The organism is Pseudomonas sp. SAS7, from assembly GCF_052112345.1.
In the GTDB taxonomy this organism is placed as follows: domain Bacteria; phylum Pseudomonadota; class Gammaproteobacteria; order Pseudomonadales; family Pseudomonadaceae; genus Aquipseudomonas; species Aquipseudomonas putida_Q.
Window position 1 is genome coordinate 39,011 of record NZ_JBEGGO010000011.1, and the last position, 15,656, is coordinate 54,666.

A 15,656-nucleotide genomic window follows, 5' to 3' on the forward strand; every position below is an offset into this window, starting at 1 on the left:
CAATCTCAAGCCTCGCTCATCTCCTCAAGACGATGCGGCATTGGCTCAGCCGCTGTACGCCCCGCCAAGCCCACGCGCATGTCATTGCCACTGGGCTGCTGATACAGGCTCAAGCCAAACTCCGGCAGCACCGCCAGCAAATAATCGAAAATATCCCCCTGGATCCGCTCGTAATCCGCCCACACCGTGGTGGTGGTAAAGCAGTAGATCTCCAGCGGCACACCTTCGGCGGTGGTCTGCATCTGCCGCACCATGCAGGTCATGTTCGGGTGCACGTTGGGGTGGTTCTTCAGGTAAGCCAGGGCGAACGCGCGGAAGGTGCCGATGTTGGTCAGCTTGCGGCGGTTGGCCGACAGCTCGGCGACAGGCCCCAGGGCTTCGTTCCAGTTCTGCAGCTCCTGGCGCTTGCCGGCCAGGTAGTCGCCCAGCAGCTGCACCTGGCTCAGGCGCTGCTCCTCTTCGCGGGTGAGGAAACGCACGCCGGCCGCGTCGATGAACAGGCTGCGCTTGATCCGCCGGCCACCGGACTGCTGCATGCCGCGGTAGTTGCGGAACGACTCGCTCATCAGGCGCCAGGTGGGGATGGAGACGATGGTCTTGTCGAAATTCTGCACCTTCACCGTGTGCAGGGTGATGTCCACCACGTCGCCATCAGCGCCCACCTGCGGCATTTCGATCCAGTCACCCACGTGCAGCATGTCGTTGCTGGTGAGTTGCACGCTGGCGACGAACGACAGCAGGGTGTCCTTGTACACCAACAGCAGCACCGCCGACATGGCACCCAGACCGGACAGCAGCAACAGCGGCGAGCGGTCGATCAGAGTGGCGACGATGACGATGGAGGCGAAGATCCACAGCATCATCTTGGCCAGTTGCACATAGCCCTTGATCGAGCGGGTGCGGGCGTGTTCGGTACGGGCGTAGATGTCCAGCAGGGCATCCAGCAGGCACGACAGCGCCATGGTCATGAACAGCAGGGTAAAGGCCAGGGCGACATTGCCCAGGAAGTGTTGGGCAGTGTCGGACAGCTCCGGCACCAGCTTCAGGCCAAACTGCAGCACCAGCGAGGGCGTGGTTTGCGCCAGGCGGTGGAACACCTTGTTGTGGCGCAGGTCGTCCAGCCACTTCAGGGCAGGCTGGCGGGCCAGCAGACGGGCGCCATGCAGCATCAGGAAGCGCGCCAGGCGGCCGACCACCAGGGAAATCAGCAGCAGCACCGCCAGGCCGATGGCCGCGTGCAGCATGGGATGTTGGTCGAGGGTGCCCCACAGGTCGAGGGAGTCACGCCAGATTCGTTGTATATCCATGGGCTTGGGTACAGTCTTGTTGTGAAACGAGGTGCCATTAGAGCGCGGATGGCAACAAAGTTGCCAAAAGAAATTCGGCTAAGGCGGCAGAAAACGTTACCCTATGCAACTGAATTTCCCGCACTTGCCTGAGGTTACCTCCGTGTTCTCCCAATTCGCCCTGCATGAACGCCTGCTTAAAGCCGTGGCCGAGCTTAAATTTGTCGAGCCGACCCCGGTGCAGGCCGCGGCCATCCCCCTGGCCCTGCAAGGGCGCGACCTGCGCGTGACCGCGCAGACCGGCAGTGGCAAAACGGCGGCCTTCGTGCTGCCGCTGCTCAACCGCCTGGTTGACCTGAAAGGCGGGCGCGTCGAAATCCGTGCGCTGATCCTGCTGCCAACCCGCGAGCTGGCCCAGCAAACCTTGAAGCAGGTGGAGCTGTTCTCGCAGTTCACCTATATCAAGGCGGGCCTGGTGACCGGCGGCGAAGACTTCAAGGAACAGGCGGCCATGCTGCGCAAGGTGCCGGACGTGCTGATCGGCACCCCGGGCCGCCTGCTTGAGCAGCTCAACGCCGGCAACCTCGACCTGTCCCACGTGCAGGTACTTATCCTCGACGAAGCCGACCGCATGCTGGACATGGGCTTTGCCGAAGACATGGAGCGCCTGTGCAAGGAGTGCGAGAACCGCGAGCAGACCCTGCTGTTCTCCGCCACCACCGGTGGCGCGGCCCTGCGCGACATCATCGGCAAGGTGCTGAAAGACCCTGAGCACCTGATGCTCAACAGCGTCTCGCAGCTGGCCGAAGGCACCCGTCAGCAGATCATCACCGCCGACCACGACCAGCACAAAGAGCACATCGCGCAGTGGCTGCTGGCCAACGAAACCTTCGACAAGGCGATCATCTTCACCAACACCCGCGCCATGGCCGACCGCATCTACGGTCACCTGGTGGCCAAGGATGTCAAGGCGTTCGTGTTGCACGGCGAGAAGGACCAGAAAGATCGCAAACTGGCCATCGAGCGCTTCAAGCAAGGCAGCTCCAAGGTGCTGGTGGCTACCGACGTGGCGGCTCGTGGCCTGGACATCGACGGCCTGGACCTGGTGATCAACTTCGACATGCCTCGCAGCGGTGATGAGTACGTGCACCGCGTGGGCCGTACCGGCCGTGCCGGTGGCGAAGGCCTGGCGATCTCGTTGATTACCCACAACGACTGGAACCTGATGTCGAGCATCGAACGCTACCTCAAGCAGCAGTTCGAACGTCGTGTAATCAAGGAAGTGAAAGGCACCTACAGCGGTCCGAAGAAGGTCAAGGCTTCGGGCAAGGCGGTTGGCGCCAAGAAGAAGAAAGTTGACAAGAAAACCGGCGACAAGAAAGCTGCCGCCAAGCGCAAGCCCACCGCCAAACCGCGGGCTAACGCACCGCTGGCAAGCGCTGACGGCCTGGCGCCGCTGAAAAAGCGCAAGCCTGCTGCTGAATAAGTAGCTATCAAGGCCCTATCGCGGGCAAGCCAGCGCCCACAGGAAACCCAGATGCTGAATTCAGCGGGACCTGTGGGAGCTGGCTTGCCAGCGATGGAGCCATCAATGGCAACCCGTCAATCAGCCTTCTTCTCCGCCGTTTTCAGTTCTTTGATCCGCTGGTCTATCAGCTGACACTTGTCGGGCAAGTCCTTGCTCGCCGTCCCTAGATCCATCCCCTGAAGCTCGTCGTTGATCTCCTTGGCCTTCTGCGGGTTCTGCTCGGTCAACTGGGTAACCAACCCGGCCAGCTCTTCACGTTTCTGCGTGGCTTCTTCCGGTGTGCAGGCCCAGGCGGGCAGGGCGCAGGACAGGGCAATGACGCAGGTAATCGGCAGCAGCGGTTTCATCCTTTTTACCTCTAGCGGTGGCTATGCGCGGTGGAACGTTGCGGCGGCAAGCAAGTTCAGCCTTGGCGACCGATGGCGCAGAAGCGTTATCCCCTAGCGAGGTGAGGCCGCGCCGTCATGTCTATTTCCAACGCCTTCATCACGATCAGAAACGACTTCAGCGTAGGGTTGCCATGCTCGCTGAATGACCTGTAAAGCTGCTCTCGGCACAGCCCAGTCTCTTTCGCCAGTTCGCTCATGCCCTTGGCGCGTGCAACCACGCCGACAGCTTTAGCGACATAGCTGGCATCGCCGGTTTCAAGTGCATCGGTCATGAACTGCGCGATTGCTTCAGGAGTGGTGAGGTACGCGGCAGGATCGAATTCAGAGAAGGTTTCAGTCATTTTGCATCCTCCACGAATGCAGAATCTGGATCCGGATTTCTTCATCAAGTGAATGTAGTTTTTAAACTACACAAGACGAGACAGCCAATGGTTTCTGTCTATTGCTGCCTACGCGACTTCAGACCGTGGCATCCATCCAGCCTTCATCTTTCGGAACACCGCTTGAGCGGGCAGGTCCCAACCTGTGTACCCCTTCCGTCCACAGCAGGAGCCCGTAGCCATGAGCATCGCCTACGATTGGGACCTGATCGAACGTTTGCTGCACGAAGTGCAGAACGGCGCCGGTCATAGCTTTACGCCACGCCCCTATGCCGAACAGCACGCCGCGGCCCAGGCCGCCAAGGGTGAGCCGGTGGGGGATCTGGACCACCTGAAAACCCATGCCTGCGAGTATGAAAAGCTGCTGTTCGAGCGTGGCTTCATCGAAAGCCGGCCTGAAGAAGAGGGCGGCAATGGTGAAAACTTTGTGCTGACCGAGCGTGGGTTGCGCTTGTTGAGCCTGATCGACAGCAGCATCCCGGGCTTCGAACACCCGCGCCAGGTGCTGGACGAACAGGCGGATGCGCTGGATGAAGCCACCTTCGAACATGTGTCTTCGAAGGCGCAGATCGCTTGAGGTCGTTTTGAGGCTGGCAAGAGCGGGTAGGGAAACCCGATAATCGGTAGCTTCTCAATACTGCCGAGCCTATGCCCATGCCTGCGAACACCCTAGAGGCCCGCCTATGAGCGCGGTCCGCAAGAACCCTGACGCCTTTGCCTTTCAGGTGATGCTGGGGCTGTGCCTGATCTGGGGTTGCCAGCAAGTGCTGATCAAGACCGCCGCCGTCGACATCGCGCCGGTGATGCAGGCCGCGCTGCGCAATGGCATCGCCGCTGTGCTGGTGGCGCTGATGCTGTGCTGGCGCGGTGGCTGGGAACAGGTCGGTAGCACCTGGCGCGCCGGTTTGCTCGCGGGTGGGCTGTTTGGTGTGGAGTTCCTGTTCATCGCCGAAGGCTTGAAGCTGACTTCGGCGGCGCACATGTCGGTGTTTCTCTATACCGCACCGGTGTTTACCGCGTTGGGCCTGCATTTTCGGCTACCCAGCGAGCGCCTGCGGTTTTTGCAGTGGCTGGGGATTTTGTTGGCATTCGGTGGCATAGCCATGGCGTTTGCTGGCGGCATGTCGTTCGAGCAGATGGATGGCCGGATGCTGCTGGGCGATGCCTTTGGCGTGATTGCGGGCCTGGCGTGGGGCGCGACCACGGTCGTGGTGCGCTGCTCTCGGCTGTCGGAAGCACCGGCTACCTTGACCTTGTTCTATCAGCTGGCGGTGGGGTTTGCCGGCCTGCTGCTGATTGCCCTGCTTAGCGGGCAGATCGGCGCCGTGTCGCTGACACCCCTGGCGATGGGCAGTGTACTGTTCCAGGGGATTGTGGTGTCGTTCATCAGTTACCTGACCTGGTTCTGGTTGCTGCGCAAGTACCTGGCGTCCAACCTGGCGGTGTTTTCGTTCATTACGCCGCTGTTTGGGGTGACCTTTGGGGTGCTGCTGCTGGATGAGCCGCTAAGCGTCAATTTCGTGATCGGCGCGCTGTTGGTGTTGCTGGGCGTGGTTCTGGTGAGTGCCGAGCCTTGGGTGAAGCAACAATTGCGCAAGCTGGTGGGTTGAAGGTTGCCTGTGCCGGCCCTATCGCCGGTACAGGCAAAACCAGTTAATCAGGCTGAGCGGGTTGCTGCCTGGCAACCTTGGATACTCTGCCCGCTGGTGATCACCAGCACGCCCGCCAGCCCCAGGCCCACCGTCGCCAGCATCAACGCCGGTTGCAGCCCGCCGCTGTAATGGCTACTGACCGCAGCCAACAACGGCCCGCTCAACTGCCCCAAGGCAAAGCACGCGGTCAGGAGCCCGGCATTGCGCTGCGTAGCATGCGGTGCCAGCTCCCGCGAGCGTTGCATCACCAATTGCATGCACGCCAAAAACGGCCCGCCACACAGCACCACACCCAGCGCCAACCCGACCCCGCCGCCCATCAGGCAGGCCAGTACGCCCAGCCCTTGCAACCACAGGGTGGCGGTCAGCCAGGCCGAGGTGCGGCCACCACGGCGCAAGCTCACCAGCACCACCCCCAGCGCTGCCGCCAGGCCAAACGCCGGCCAGAACAGGTCGGCCATCCACTGCCCGCGAAACTGCTGGTTGGCCATCTGCGACAGGAAGGTGGCTGGCAGGATGTAACCCACGCCGTACAGCGCGTATACCAGCCCCAGGCGGCCAATGCCGACGCTGCGGGTCGGGCCCGGGTGCGTTGGCGATGAGGTTGGCGCCGCTTGCAGTGCGCGTGGCACCCAAGGCCGCACGGCCAGCAGCATCACCAGCGCAGCCACGGCGTAGATCAGCCACAGTGCTGCCGAGCCCAGCCCCAGCAGATGCGCCACCAGTGCCAACAGGCCGGTCAGGGCAATGCCCAGACCGGGCCCTGCAAACACCAGGGCACCCAGCCGTTGGCGGTTGTGCGCGTTGGCTACCTGCTGGCTGAGGCTGGTGATCATCACCAGCACCCAGGCACTGGCCACGCCGGTGCCAAAGCGCAGCAGCAGGTGGCTCCAGAAACCGTCGGCGGCCCATGAGGCCAGGGTCAGCAGCACGCACAGCCACAATCCGCCGTGCAGGCGCAGGCGGACCTGGCCGGGTGAGCGGGCGAACATGGCGTCCACCGCGCCAATGAAATAGCCCAGGTAGTTGGCGGCCGCGACCAGCCCGGCGACCGTCAGGTCGAACTGGCCTTCGGCAATCAGTTGCGGCAGTTGCGGGGTGAGGGCGAAACGGCCGATGCCCATGGCCATCATCAGCGCCACGGCGCTGGCCAGCAGTTGAATGAGTGGCGACATGACGGGTCTCCTGCACGGATGTAAGCGATGACTGGCAGGTTAGGGCGGTTTCATTTTCAATAAAATTGAATAATGATGATCAAGTTGTTCTGTTTTGGAGAATGCTGTGGAATTCAGCCAGCTGCGTATCTTCCAGGCCGTGGCCGAGGAAGGCTCGGTGACCCGTGCCGCCGAACGCTTGCACCGTGTGCCATCGAACCTGTCGACGCGTTTGCGCCAGCTTGAGGAGCAACTGGGCGTCGAGTTGTTCCTGCGCGAGCGCCAGCGCTTGCAGCTGTCGCCGGCCGGCAAGGTGCTGCTGGAGTACGCCAACCGCCTGTCGGCCGTGCGCGACGAGGCGCTGGCCGCTGTGCGCGGCGGCCAGCCGGCCGGCGACTTCGTGCTGGGGACCATGTACAGCACGGCGGCGACCCACCTGCCGGCGTTGCTGGCGCGTTATCACCAGGCCTACCCCGCAGTGAACCTCCAGGTGCGCGCAGCGCCTAGCGGCGAGCTGCTTGAAGGCCTGCTTGGCCACACACTGGACGCTGCCTTGGTGGATGGCCCGCCGAGCCTGGCCGGGCTGGATGGCGTGCCGCTGTGCGAAGAGCAGCTGGTGCTGATCACCAGCCCCGAGCACCCAGCGGTGCACACTGCCAAGGATGTGGCGGGCAATGCGGTGTTCACCTTCCGCCAGGGCTGCTCGTACCGCATGCGCCTGGAGGCGTGGTATGCCCATGCCCACACGCCCATGGGCCGGGTCATGGAGATCGAGTCGTACCAGAGCATGCTGGCCTGCGTGATCGCAGGCGCCGGCGTGGCGATGATGGCCCAGTCGATGCTCGACAGCCTGCCTGGGCGCAACCAGGTAAGGGTGCACCCGCTGCAGGCGCCGTTCGATCAGGCGGTCACCTGGCTGATGTGGCGTCAGGGCATGCGTGGGGCGAATTTGCAGGCGTGGATCGACCTGCAACAAAGCGAAACGATTAACCAGTCGTCGGAATGCGCCGCTACGGCTTGATCCGCGTCAAAATGGCCCTTATCTGTAAGAGCATAGGCATGCGTAATACAGGACATCAGGCTATGATCTGTATGAAACATCCCAGGATTGATTCGCCGTGAGGCTGACCCGTCAAGGGGGCATTATGAATAAACCACTGTCCAACTGGCTCCACGACCTGGCGGTCGCCCTGGGGCTGATTCCACCACCCTTGCAGCCGGTGCCGATCCCGACTGATGAAGAGCAGCGCAAACGCCAACCGCGTCGTCGCTGATAAAAGACAAAGGCCGCAGCACCTGGGTGGGTGCTGCGGCCTTTTTTGTGTCTGAGAGTTGATTGTTATCTATTCTGGCCCTATCGCCGGCAAGCCAGCTCCTACAGGTACTGCGCAAGCCTCAGGCCCTATGCATTCTTTGTGGGAGCTGGCTTGCCGGCGATAGGGCCGCTTCAGGTCAATGGTCAGGCCAGATTCACCGCACCGACTGGTTTGCGGGACATCAGGCTAACCGCCACAAAGCTCACCAAGCCGATCGCCAGGCTGTAGTAGATCGGCGTATTGGCCTCCAGCCCGTCCTTGAACATGAACAGCAGCGCGGTGGCAAAGCCCAGCGACATGCTGGCAATCGCGCCGGCGGTGGTCGCACGCTTCCAGAAGATCGCCCCGATCAGCGGGATCAGCATGCCGCCGACCAGCAGGTTGTAGGCCAGGGTCAGTGCGTTGATCACATCGTTCACCATCAGCGCGATGCCCAGCACCACCAGGCCGGTGAGCAGGGTGAACAGGCGGCTCATGCCCAGGCTCGACTGCTTGCCGCCACGCAGCTTGGGCAGCAGGTCTTCGGTCACGGTGGTCGAGGCAGCCAGCAGGCCGGCACTGGCGGTGGACATCATGGCTGCCAGGGCTGCGGCCATCAGCAGGCCACGGATGCCATCGGGCAGGGTGCTTTTGATCATCTCGGCAAAGGCGTTGTTCGGGTTGGCCAGGTCGGGCATCAGCACATGCGCGGCCATGCCGATGGCGGCGCAGGCCAGGCCGTACACCACACAGTACACACCGGCAACGGTACCGGCACGCTGGCAGACCTTTTCATCACGGGCGGTGAACACCCGCTGCCAGATATCCTGGCCGATGAGGATGCCGAAGAAGTAGATCAGGAAGTAGGTGATGATGGTGTCCCAGCCAATGGTGGTCAGCTGGAAGCTGGCCGCTGGCAGTTTGGCCACCAGGGTGTCCCAGCCACCGGCCTTGTACAGGCACACCGGCAGCAGGATGAACATCAGGCCCACGGTCTTGATCACGAACTGGACGATGTCGGTCAGGGTCAGCGACCACATGCCGCCAATGGTGGAGTACAGCACCACCACACCGCCGCCGAGCAGCAGCGAAGCCCAGAACGGCAGGTCCAGCAGCACCTGCAATACGGTGGCCATGGCCAGTGTCGAGGTGACGCCGATCATCAGCGCGTAAGCCAGCATGATCACGGCGCTGGCCTGGCGTGCGGTGGGGTTGTAGCGTTGCTCAAGCACCTGGGTCACGGTGAAGATGCGCAGGCGCAGCAACGGTTTGGCCAGGAACAGGTTGATGGCGATGATGCCCAGGCCCAGGGCTGCGCACAGCCAGAAGCCGGAGATGCCGTGAACGTAGCCCAGGCGCACGGTGCCGACGGTGGAAGCGCCACCGAGCACGGTGGTGGCCATGGTGCCCATGTACAGCACAGGGCCGAGGTTGCGCCCGGCTACCAGGTAGTCTTCATGGGTTTTTGCGCGCCGCATGCCATACCAGCCAAGCCCGAGCATGCCGGCGGTATAGATCATTACAACAATGATGTCCAAGGCCATTGGGGGTCTCCCGATTATCTTTATTATGGCGAGATCGACCACGCGGGCGGCTTACAGCGCCCGGCGGTCTTGTCGTGTTGTTGGCGGGCCTCTGTGGCCCTCCCTCATGGCTCCTGCCGGGGTACAGCGGTATTAACGACGCACGACGCCCGGTAGCACGCAGAGCATCTCGAACAGCAGGTTGGCACCGAGCAGCGAGGTGTTGCCGGTGGTGTCGTAAGGCGGGGAGACCTCGACGAGGTCACAGCCGATCAGGTCCAGGCCGTGGCAGCCGCGAATGATCTCCATCGCCTGGATGGTGGTCAAGCCGCCGATTTCCGGAGTACCGGTACCGGGTGCCCAGGCCGGGTCGATGCCGTCGATGTCGAACGACAGGTAAACCGGGCCGCCGCCGACCTTTTCCCGTACTTCGGCCATCAGTGGCTCCAGCGATTTGTGCCAGCACTCTTCGGCCTGAACCACGCGGAAGCCTTGGCGGCGGCTCCAGTTGAAGTCATCGGCGGTGTAGCCCTGGGCGCGCAGGCCGATCTGTACCACACGGTCGCAATCAAGCAGGCCTTCTTCCACGGCGCGACGGAAGGTGGTGCCGTGGGCGATCTTCTCGCCGAACATGTGGTCGTTGACGTCGGCGTGGGCATCGATGTGCACCAGGCCGATCTTGCCGTGCTTCTTGTGCAGCGCACGCAGGATCGGCAGGGTGATGGTGTGGTCGCCGCCCAGGGTCATCGGGATGACGTTGTGCTCGACGATCTCGTCATACGCTTCTTCGATGATGCGCACGGCGTCCAGCAGGTTGAAGGTGTTGATCGCCACGTCACCGATGTCGGCCACCGACAGCGAGTCGAACGGGGCGGCACCGGTGGCCATGTTGTACGGGCGGATCATCACCGATTCAGCGCGGATCTGCCGTGGGCCGAAGCGGGTGCCGGAGCGCAGCGAGGTACCGATGTCCAGGGGCACGCCGATGAAGGCAGCATCCAGGCCTTGGGCACTTTGCAGGTGGGGGAGACGGAGCATGGTGGCGATGCCGCCGAAACGCGGCATTTCGTTGCCGCCCAGTGGTTGGTGGAGAGTCTTGTCCACGGTGGGCCTCATCAGTCGGTCGATTGTTTTGTTTGTTCGAACCTGTGCCGCCGCGCGCCTTTCAAGTGTGGTTTTGCCGGCGGGCAGGGACATTTCGGCCAAGTCTGCTCAAGGTAGTGCCGCGGAAGAATCGCTACCGACAAATACTTAGTTCAGGAATTTCTGAACTAAAGGCCGGCAGAGCGGTTAGACTGCGCGCAAATACACCTGCGGAACCGTTGCACCATGGCCTCGACCTTGCCCGACCTGAAACTGCTGCGCATCTTTGTCAGCGTGGTGCGCCACCAGGGTTTTGCCAACGCGCAGCGCGAGTTGAACCTGTCGACCTCGGCCATCAGTACCTACATGAGCCAGTTGGAGGGCGCGCTGGGCATCGTGCTGTGCCATCGCGGCCGTGGCGGTTTCAGCCTGACCAGCAAGGGCGAGCTGTTCCATCAGGAGACCCTGCGGCTTCTGGCTGAACTGGATGGCTTCGAGCAGTATGCCGCTGCCCTCAAGGGCGAGTTGCGTGGCACCCTCAACCTCGGGGTCATCGACTCCACGGTTGGTGACAGGGCCTTGCCGCTGGCCGAAGCCATCGGTGCCTATAGCCAGGAGCACCCGGCGGTGCACCTGCACCTTTCGGTGTCCAGCCCTTACGAGCTGCAACTGGGCGTGCAGGACAACCGCCTGGACCTGGCCATTGGTGCGTTCTCCTCGCGCATGAGCGGCCTGCTCTACCAGCCGTTGTACCGTGAACAGCACTGGCTGTACTGCAGCAGCCGCCACCCGTTGTATACCGAGCGGCGCATCCCCGAGCCGGTAGTGACGCAGCAGCGCATGGTCGGGCGCGGCTACTGGAGCCAGGCCGAACTGGCCCGGCATGGCTTCAAGCACAGCGCGGCGACGGTGGAGAGTATGGAAGCGCAGTTGATCCTGATCCTTTCCGGGGCCTACATCGGCTACCTGCCCGAGCACTACGCCCAGGCCTGGGTCGACAAGGGCGACTTGCGCGTGCTGTCGCCGTCCACGTTTGGCTACCAGGCACCGTTTTCGCTGATCATTCGCCGTGGGCGTAGCCGTGAACCCTTGATCCAGACTTTCCGCGACCTGCTCAAAAGCCAGCTGAACGTGGGCTGAGACGCGACACATTCATGCATTCCGTCGGGCGGTGTTAAATTCCGGCAAAAGCTGACCGCTAACCTGATAGCGCTCTGCTACATATCAACTTGCGCTGATGATTTTTCCCTTATTTCATCCTGCAAGGATCGCCCAGATGCGCATGAATTTGCCCGTCACTGAGCACGAAAGAACCTTCTCCAGCGATCAACGCCTGATTTCCACGACTGACCTCAACAGCCGCATCACTTACTGCAACGAAGCCTTCGTGGCGATCAGCGGGTTCACCTATGACGAGCTGGTCGGCCAAACGCACAATCTGGTGCGTCACCCGGATATGCCGCCGTCGGTGTTCGGGCATATGTGGGAGACGATCAAGCAGGGCAAACCGTGGATGGGGGTGGTCAAGAACCGGGCGAAGAACGGCGACTACTACTGGGTCAGCGCCTACGTCACGGCCATCTACGAGCAGGGCCGCATCAGTGGTTACGAGTCGGTGCGCTCGGTGCCCACGCGCGAGCAGATTCGCCGCGCCGAGGCGCTGTACGCGCGCCTGCGGGCCGACCGTGCCGCCGTGCCCTGGGCGGCGCAGTTGGGGCATGGCTTGGCCCATGGCTGGCCGCTGATCGGCGCAGGCCTGCTGTCGGCGGCCGGCTACTTGTGGCTGCCGGCCTATGCAGCACTTGGGGTGCTGATGGCCAGCCTGCTGTTGGCCTGGTACCTGGTCGAGCACCGGCAGAACCAGGCTATCCGCCGCACGTTGGCCGAGCACCCCAAGGCCTTCACCAGCCCGTTGGTGGCACTCACCTACAGCGACAACCCGGGCCTGCTGGGCCAGCTTGACCTGGCCATCATCAGCGAGGAAGCGCGCCTGCAAACGGCCCTGACCCGCCTGGTGGACGCCGGGGTCGGGGTTAAGTCGCGGGCTGCGCAGTCGTCCGACTTGTCCGGTGCCCAGGCGCAGATGCTCGACCGCCAGCGCAGCGAGACCGACCATTCGGCCACGGCCATTGCGCAGATGGCGGCGACCATCCAGCAGGTCACCCACAACGTGCAGAGCACGGCGCATGCGGCCGGCGATGCCGACCAGCTGGCGCAGCATGGCAGCGAACTGGCGTTGCAGAGCCTCAAGGCCATGGGCAGCATGAGTGATGCCGTGAACGACATCGGCCAGGCGGTCAATGCCCTGGCCGAGCAAACCCAGTCCATCGGCAGCGTGGTCGATGTGATTACCTCGATTGCCGAGCAGACCAACCTGTTGGCGCTCAACGCTGCCATCGAGGCGGCACGCGCAGGTGAGCAGGGGCGGGGGTTTGCCGTGGTGGCCGATGAAGTGCGTTCGCTGGCCCAGCGTACCCGCGCATCCACCGATGAGATTCACCACATCATTGCCTCGTTGCGCGCAGGGGCAGAGCGGGCCGTGAGCACCGCCAACCGGGGTGAACAGATGTCGCGGGACAGCGTGCACAGCGTCGAGGCGGTGCAGGCCGCGCTAAGCGGGATTGCCCAGGCGGTCAGCCGCATCACCGGCATGAGCCAGCAGATGGCGACGGCGTCGGAGCAGCAAAGCCATGTGGCCGAGGACATCAACCAGCAGATCGTGAGAATTGCCCAGCTGTGTGACCAGAGTGCCGGGCAGGCCAGGCAGGGGGCAGAAATCAGCCAGGACCTGGAGCGCATGGCGGAGTACCTGCATAGCCTGGCAGAACGCTTCAACCGCTGAGATCGCTGGGGCCGCTTTGCGGCCCATTCGCAGCACAAGGCTGCTCCTACACAGCCAGCGCGATCTCCTGTAGGAGCAGCCTTGTGCTGCGAATGGCCCGCAAAGCGGGCCGCGGTTCTGTGGCAAAATGTTCCCGCCAAGGAGAACCCCATGCCCAGACCCCGCTGCGAGCGCTGCCAGCGCCCGCTCGACCATTGCCTCTGCCCACTGATTCCCGCGCTCGACAGCCGCACCCGCGTCATCCTGCTGCAGCACCCCAGTGAAACCGCCCATGCCCTGAACACTGCGCGGCTTGCTGCCCTTGGCCTGAACAACGCCGAGCTGCGGGTAGGCGAGGTATTCGATGACCTGGCTGAATGGCTGGCAACCCCTGGTTACCGGCCGGCCCTGCTGTTCCCAGGCGATGACGCTCAGGTGCTGATGGCCTATGGCAAGGTCGATGACACGCCGTTGCTGCTGATCGTGCCCGACGGCACCTGGCGCAAGGCGCGCAAGCTGCTGTACATGAACCCGCTACTGGAGGGATTGCCACGGGTGACGCTGGGGGCAGTCGCACCTTCGCGTTATCGGCTGCGCAAGGCGCCGGAGGCGGGGGCGCTGTCGACTATCGAGGCGGTGGTGGGGGCTTTGAATGCGTTGGAGCAACCCGCCTGCTTTAACGCACTGTTGGCGCCGTTCGAGGCGTTGATCGAGGGGCAGATCAGGGCCATGGGGGGGGAGACGTTCCAGCGCAACCACGGGGTCGAGTGAAGGCCGAGGGCTGCTTTGCAGCCCATTCGCAGCACAAGGCTGCTCCTACAGAAGACCCCGCAAAGGGCGGCATGCGCGCAACGCTTGTGGGAGCGGCCTTGTGTCGCGATGGGCCGCAAAGCGGCCCCAAAATCTCGAAGCCGATCAACGCATCTCAGGCAGACGCGCTTCTGTACGCACCTCGGTGGTAGCCAGCGCCTCTGGCGGCAGGGAAATACGCTGTTTGCTCAGCAGCTCACCCATGGTCGCCAGTACGCGGTAGCGCGAAAATTCCTCGGTGTAGCGTACTTCGGTGTAACGGCGGTCGGCGTTGTACAGCTCGTTCTCACTGTCCAGCACGTCCAGCAGGGTACGCTGGCCCAGACCGAACTGGTCCTGGTAGGCGGCACGCACGCGCTTGGTGGTCTCGGCGTATTCACGCGCGGTAGGCAGTTGCTTGCTGGCGTTGTTCATGGCGTTCCACGCCAGGCTCAGGTTTTCGGTCAGCTCACGCAGGGCGTTGTTGCGGATGTCCAGGGCCTGGTTGATCTTGTGCGCGTCAGACTGCAGGCGGGCCTTGTCGCTGCCACCGCGGAACAGGTTGTAGTTCATTTCTACGCCGGCCTGCCAGTCGTTGTTGTTGTGGCCTTTTTCGCCGCCGGTGTTGTTATTGGCACCGGTTGCCAGAATGGCGTCGAAGCGCGGGTAGAAGGTCGACTTGCCGACTTCGTATTGCTGCTCGGCGGCGTTGACGTCAGCCTGGGCAGATTTGATGTAAGGGTTGTTCTGGCGCATGCTGTCGCGCGCGCCGTCGAGGGTCTCAGGCACCTCGCCCTTGATGGTCGCCGGGCTTTCCAGCTCGTCCGGGGCACGGCCGACCACGCTGAAGAAGTTGGCCTCGGCATCGGCCAGGTCGACTTCGGCGGTGTCCAGGTTGTTTTCCGCCAGGGCGCGACGTGCGCGGGACTGGTCAAGGTCGGCGGTGCTGCCGACGCCCCGCTCGTTACGCAGGCCGATCTGGTCGTTGACGCGCAGGTGGGCTTGCAGGTTGTTCTTGGCCAGGGTTACCAGCTCACGGCGCTTGAGCACTTCCAGGTACACCTCGATCGCGCGCAGGGCAACATCCTGGGCAACGGCCTGGGTGTAGTAGGCGCGGGAGGTGGAAACCGCTTCGGTGCGGCCCACTTCGTTCGCGGTGTTGAAACCGTCGAAAATCATCTGCCGCAAGCGCAGCTCGGACTGTGTGTAGTTGAGGGTTTCCTTGTTGTGGTTACCCTCGGCACGGGTGGTAGCGTTGTCCGAACGCTGGCGACCATAGCCAGCAACCAAATCCACGGAAGGGTAGTAGCCACCACGCGCAAACTTGACGTCTTCATCCGCCGACAGCTTGCTATTGCGGTTGGAGCTGACCTGCGGGTGGTAGTCCACGGCGCTCTGGACGGCCTCGGTGATCGACATCGCCTGTACGTTGGCACTCGCCAGGGCCAACAGTAATGCACTGGTGATGGGGTTCAAAACGCGCATGGTACATCTCCCTGATCCTGGAATTGATCCTGCTGCTCGCCAAAAAAATGACGAAAAATTATCGCGTATAGTGTTGCAGGTTTTTAACAACACAGCTAAGTACATTCAGCGCGATTAATAAGAAGATTTGTTCATATCAGATTGCCATGTAAGACATATATTGTCTAACAGAGGGTGAAGGAAAAGTTGCTGGGAAACGGGCGCGAAGCCAATAAAGCCAGTGAATACAGGGCCTTTGCAGGGTTCCAGAACCATTTCAGATAAAAGAAAT

The 15,656-nt window shown here is 62.5% G+C and carries 15 protein-coding genes; 8 read left to right on the forward strand and 7 right to left on the reverse strand.

All coding sequences use genetic code 11. The features are described from left to right. Nucleotides 1-5: 5 nt before the first annotated feature. Nucleotides 6-1,307 carry a mechanosensitive ion channel family protein gene (locus ABI582_RS18310; RefSeq protein ID WP_442119883.1) on the reverse strand — a complete coding sequence of 434 codons (1,302 nt, stop codon included), beginning with the start codon at nucleotides 1,305-1,307 and terminating at the stop codon, nucleotides 6-8. A gap of 103 nt (nucleotides 1,308-1,410) precedes the next feature. On the opposite strand from ABI582_RS18310, the gene ABI582_RS18315 reads away from it, so the two are divergent. Next, entirely contained in the window at nucleotides 1,411-2,772 is a 1,362-nt protein-coding gene (locus ABI582_RS18315; protein ID WP_019473861.1) for a DEAD/DEAH box helicase, read from the forward strand. A gap of 116 nt (nucleotides 2,773-2,888) precedes the next feature. Here the strand turns inward: ABI582_RS18315 and ABI582_RS18320 are convergent, their stop codons facing one another. Both ABI582_RS18320 and ABI582_RS18325 read right to left on the reverse strand, forming a co-directional pair. After that, entirely contained in the window at nucleotides 2,889-3,161 is a 273-nt protein-coding gene (locus ABI582_RS18320; RefSeq protein ID WP_049274459.1) for a hypothetical protein, read from the reverse strand. 86 nt (nucleotides 3,162-3,247) lie between these two features. After that, complete coding sequence (locus ABI582_RS18325; protein WP_442119884.1) at nucleotides 3,248-3,544, reverse strand: addiction module antidote protein; 297 nt, start codon at nucleotides 3,542-3,544, stop codon at nucleotides 3,248-3,250. Between the two features lie 220 nt (nucleotides 3,545-3,764). On the opposite strand from ABI582_RS18325, the gene ABI582_RS18330 reads away from it, so the two are divergent. Both ABI582_RS18330 and ABI582_RS18335 read left to right on the forward strand, forming a co-directional pair. Continuing rightward, nucleotides 3,765-4,160, forward strand: coding sequence for a hypothetical protein (locus tag ABI582_RS18330; protein WP_063427289.1), 396 nt, complete (start codon nucleotides 3,765-3,767; stop codon nucleotides 4,158-4,160). Between the two features lie 106 nt (nucleotides 4,161-4,266). Then, entirely contained in the window at nucleotides 4,267-5,193 is a 927-nt protein-coding gene (locus tag ABI582_RS18335) for a DMT family transporter (protein WP_258911618.1), read from the forward strand. 47 nt (nucleotides 5,194-5,240) lie between these two features. Here ABI582_RS18335 and ABI582_RS18340 read toward each other — a convergent pair whose 3' ends face one another. Continuing rightward, a complete protein-coding gene (locus ABI582_RS18340; RefSeq protein WP_442119885.1) occupies nucleotides 5,241-6,410 on the reverse strand; it encodes an MFS transporter in 1,170 nt (389 codons plus the stop codon). 106 nt (nucleotides 6,411-6,516) lie between these two features. On the opposite strand from ABI582_RS18340, the gene ptrR reads away from it, so the two are divergent. Together ptrR and ABI582_RS18350 are read left to right on the forward strand one after the other, a co-directional pair. Further along, nucleotides 6,517-7,410: a putrescine utilization regulator PtrR gene (ptrR, locus tag ABI582_RS18345; RefSeq protein WP_442119886.1), complete on the forward strand. Its 894-nt coding sequence runs from the start codon at nucleotides 6,517-6,519 to the stop codon at nucleotides 7,408-7,410. A gap of 124 nt (nucleotides 7,411-7,534) precedes the next feature. After that, nucleotides 7,535-7,663: a PA1414 family protein gene (locus tag ABI582_RS18350; protein WP_009683677.1), complete on the forward strand. Its 129-nt coding sequence runs from the start codon at nucleotides 7,535-7,537 to the stop codon at nucleotides 7,661-7,663. A 185-nt stretch (nucleotides 7,664-7,848) separates the two neighbouring features. Here the strand turns inward: ABI582_RS18350 and ABI582_RS18355 are convergent, their stop codons facing one another. Beyond that, a complete protein-coding gene (locus tag ABI582_RS18355) occupies nucleotides 7,849-9,228 on the reverse strand; it encodes a sodium:solute symporter (RefSeq protein WP_016498451.1) in 1,380 nt (459 codons plus the stop codon). A gap of 132 nt (nucleotides 9,229-9,360) precedes the next feature. After that, nucleotides 9,361-10,311, reverse strand: coding sequence for an agmatinase (gene speB, locus ABI582_RS18360; protein WP_016498452.1), 951 nt, complete (start codon nucleotides 10,309-10,311; stop codon nucleotides 9,361-9,363). Between the two features lie 225 nt (nucleotides 10,312-10,536). Here speB and ABI582_RS18365 point away from each other — a divergent pair, with 225 nt between their 5' ends. The 3 genes from ABI582_RS18365 (at nucleotide 10,537) to ABI582_RS18375 (ending at nucleotide 13,882) form a co-directional block, all read left to right on the forward strand. Continuing rightward, nucleotides 10,537-11,430, forward strand: coding sequence for a LysR family transcriptional regulator (locus ABI582_RS18365; RefSeq protein WP_016488535.1), 894 nt, complete (start codon nucleotides 10,537-10,539; stop codon nucleotides 11,428-11,430). A 136-nt stretch (nucleotides 11,431-11,566) separates the two neighbouring features. Then, nucleotides 11,567-13,132 carry a methyl-accepting chemotaxis protein gene (locus ABI582_RS18370; RefSeq protein ID WP_442119887.1) on the forward strand — a complete coding sequence of 522 codons (1,566 nt, stop codon included), beginning with the start codon at nucleotides 11,567-11,569 and terminating at the stop codon, nucleotides 13,130-13,132. 150 nt (nucleotides 13,133-13,282) lie between these two features. Then, complete coding sequence (locus ABI582_RS18375) at nucleotides 13,283-13,882, forward strand: tRNA-uridine aminocarboxypropyltransferase (protein ID WP_338744836.1); 600 nt, start codon at nucleotides 13,283-13,285, stop codon at nucleotides 13,880-13,882. 144 nt (nucleotides 13,883-14,026) lie between these two features. On the opposite strand, the gene ABI582_RS18380 is transcribed toward ABI582_RS18375, so the two are convergent. Continuing rightward, nucleotides 14,027-15,385, reverse strand: coding sequence for a TolC family outer membrane protein (locus ABI582_RS18380; RefSeq protein ID WP_019471164.1), 1,359 nt, complete (start codon nucleotides 15,383-15,385; stop codon nucleotides 14,027-14,029). Nucleotides 15,386-15,656: the final 271 nt, after the last annotated feature.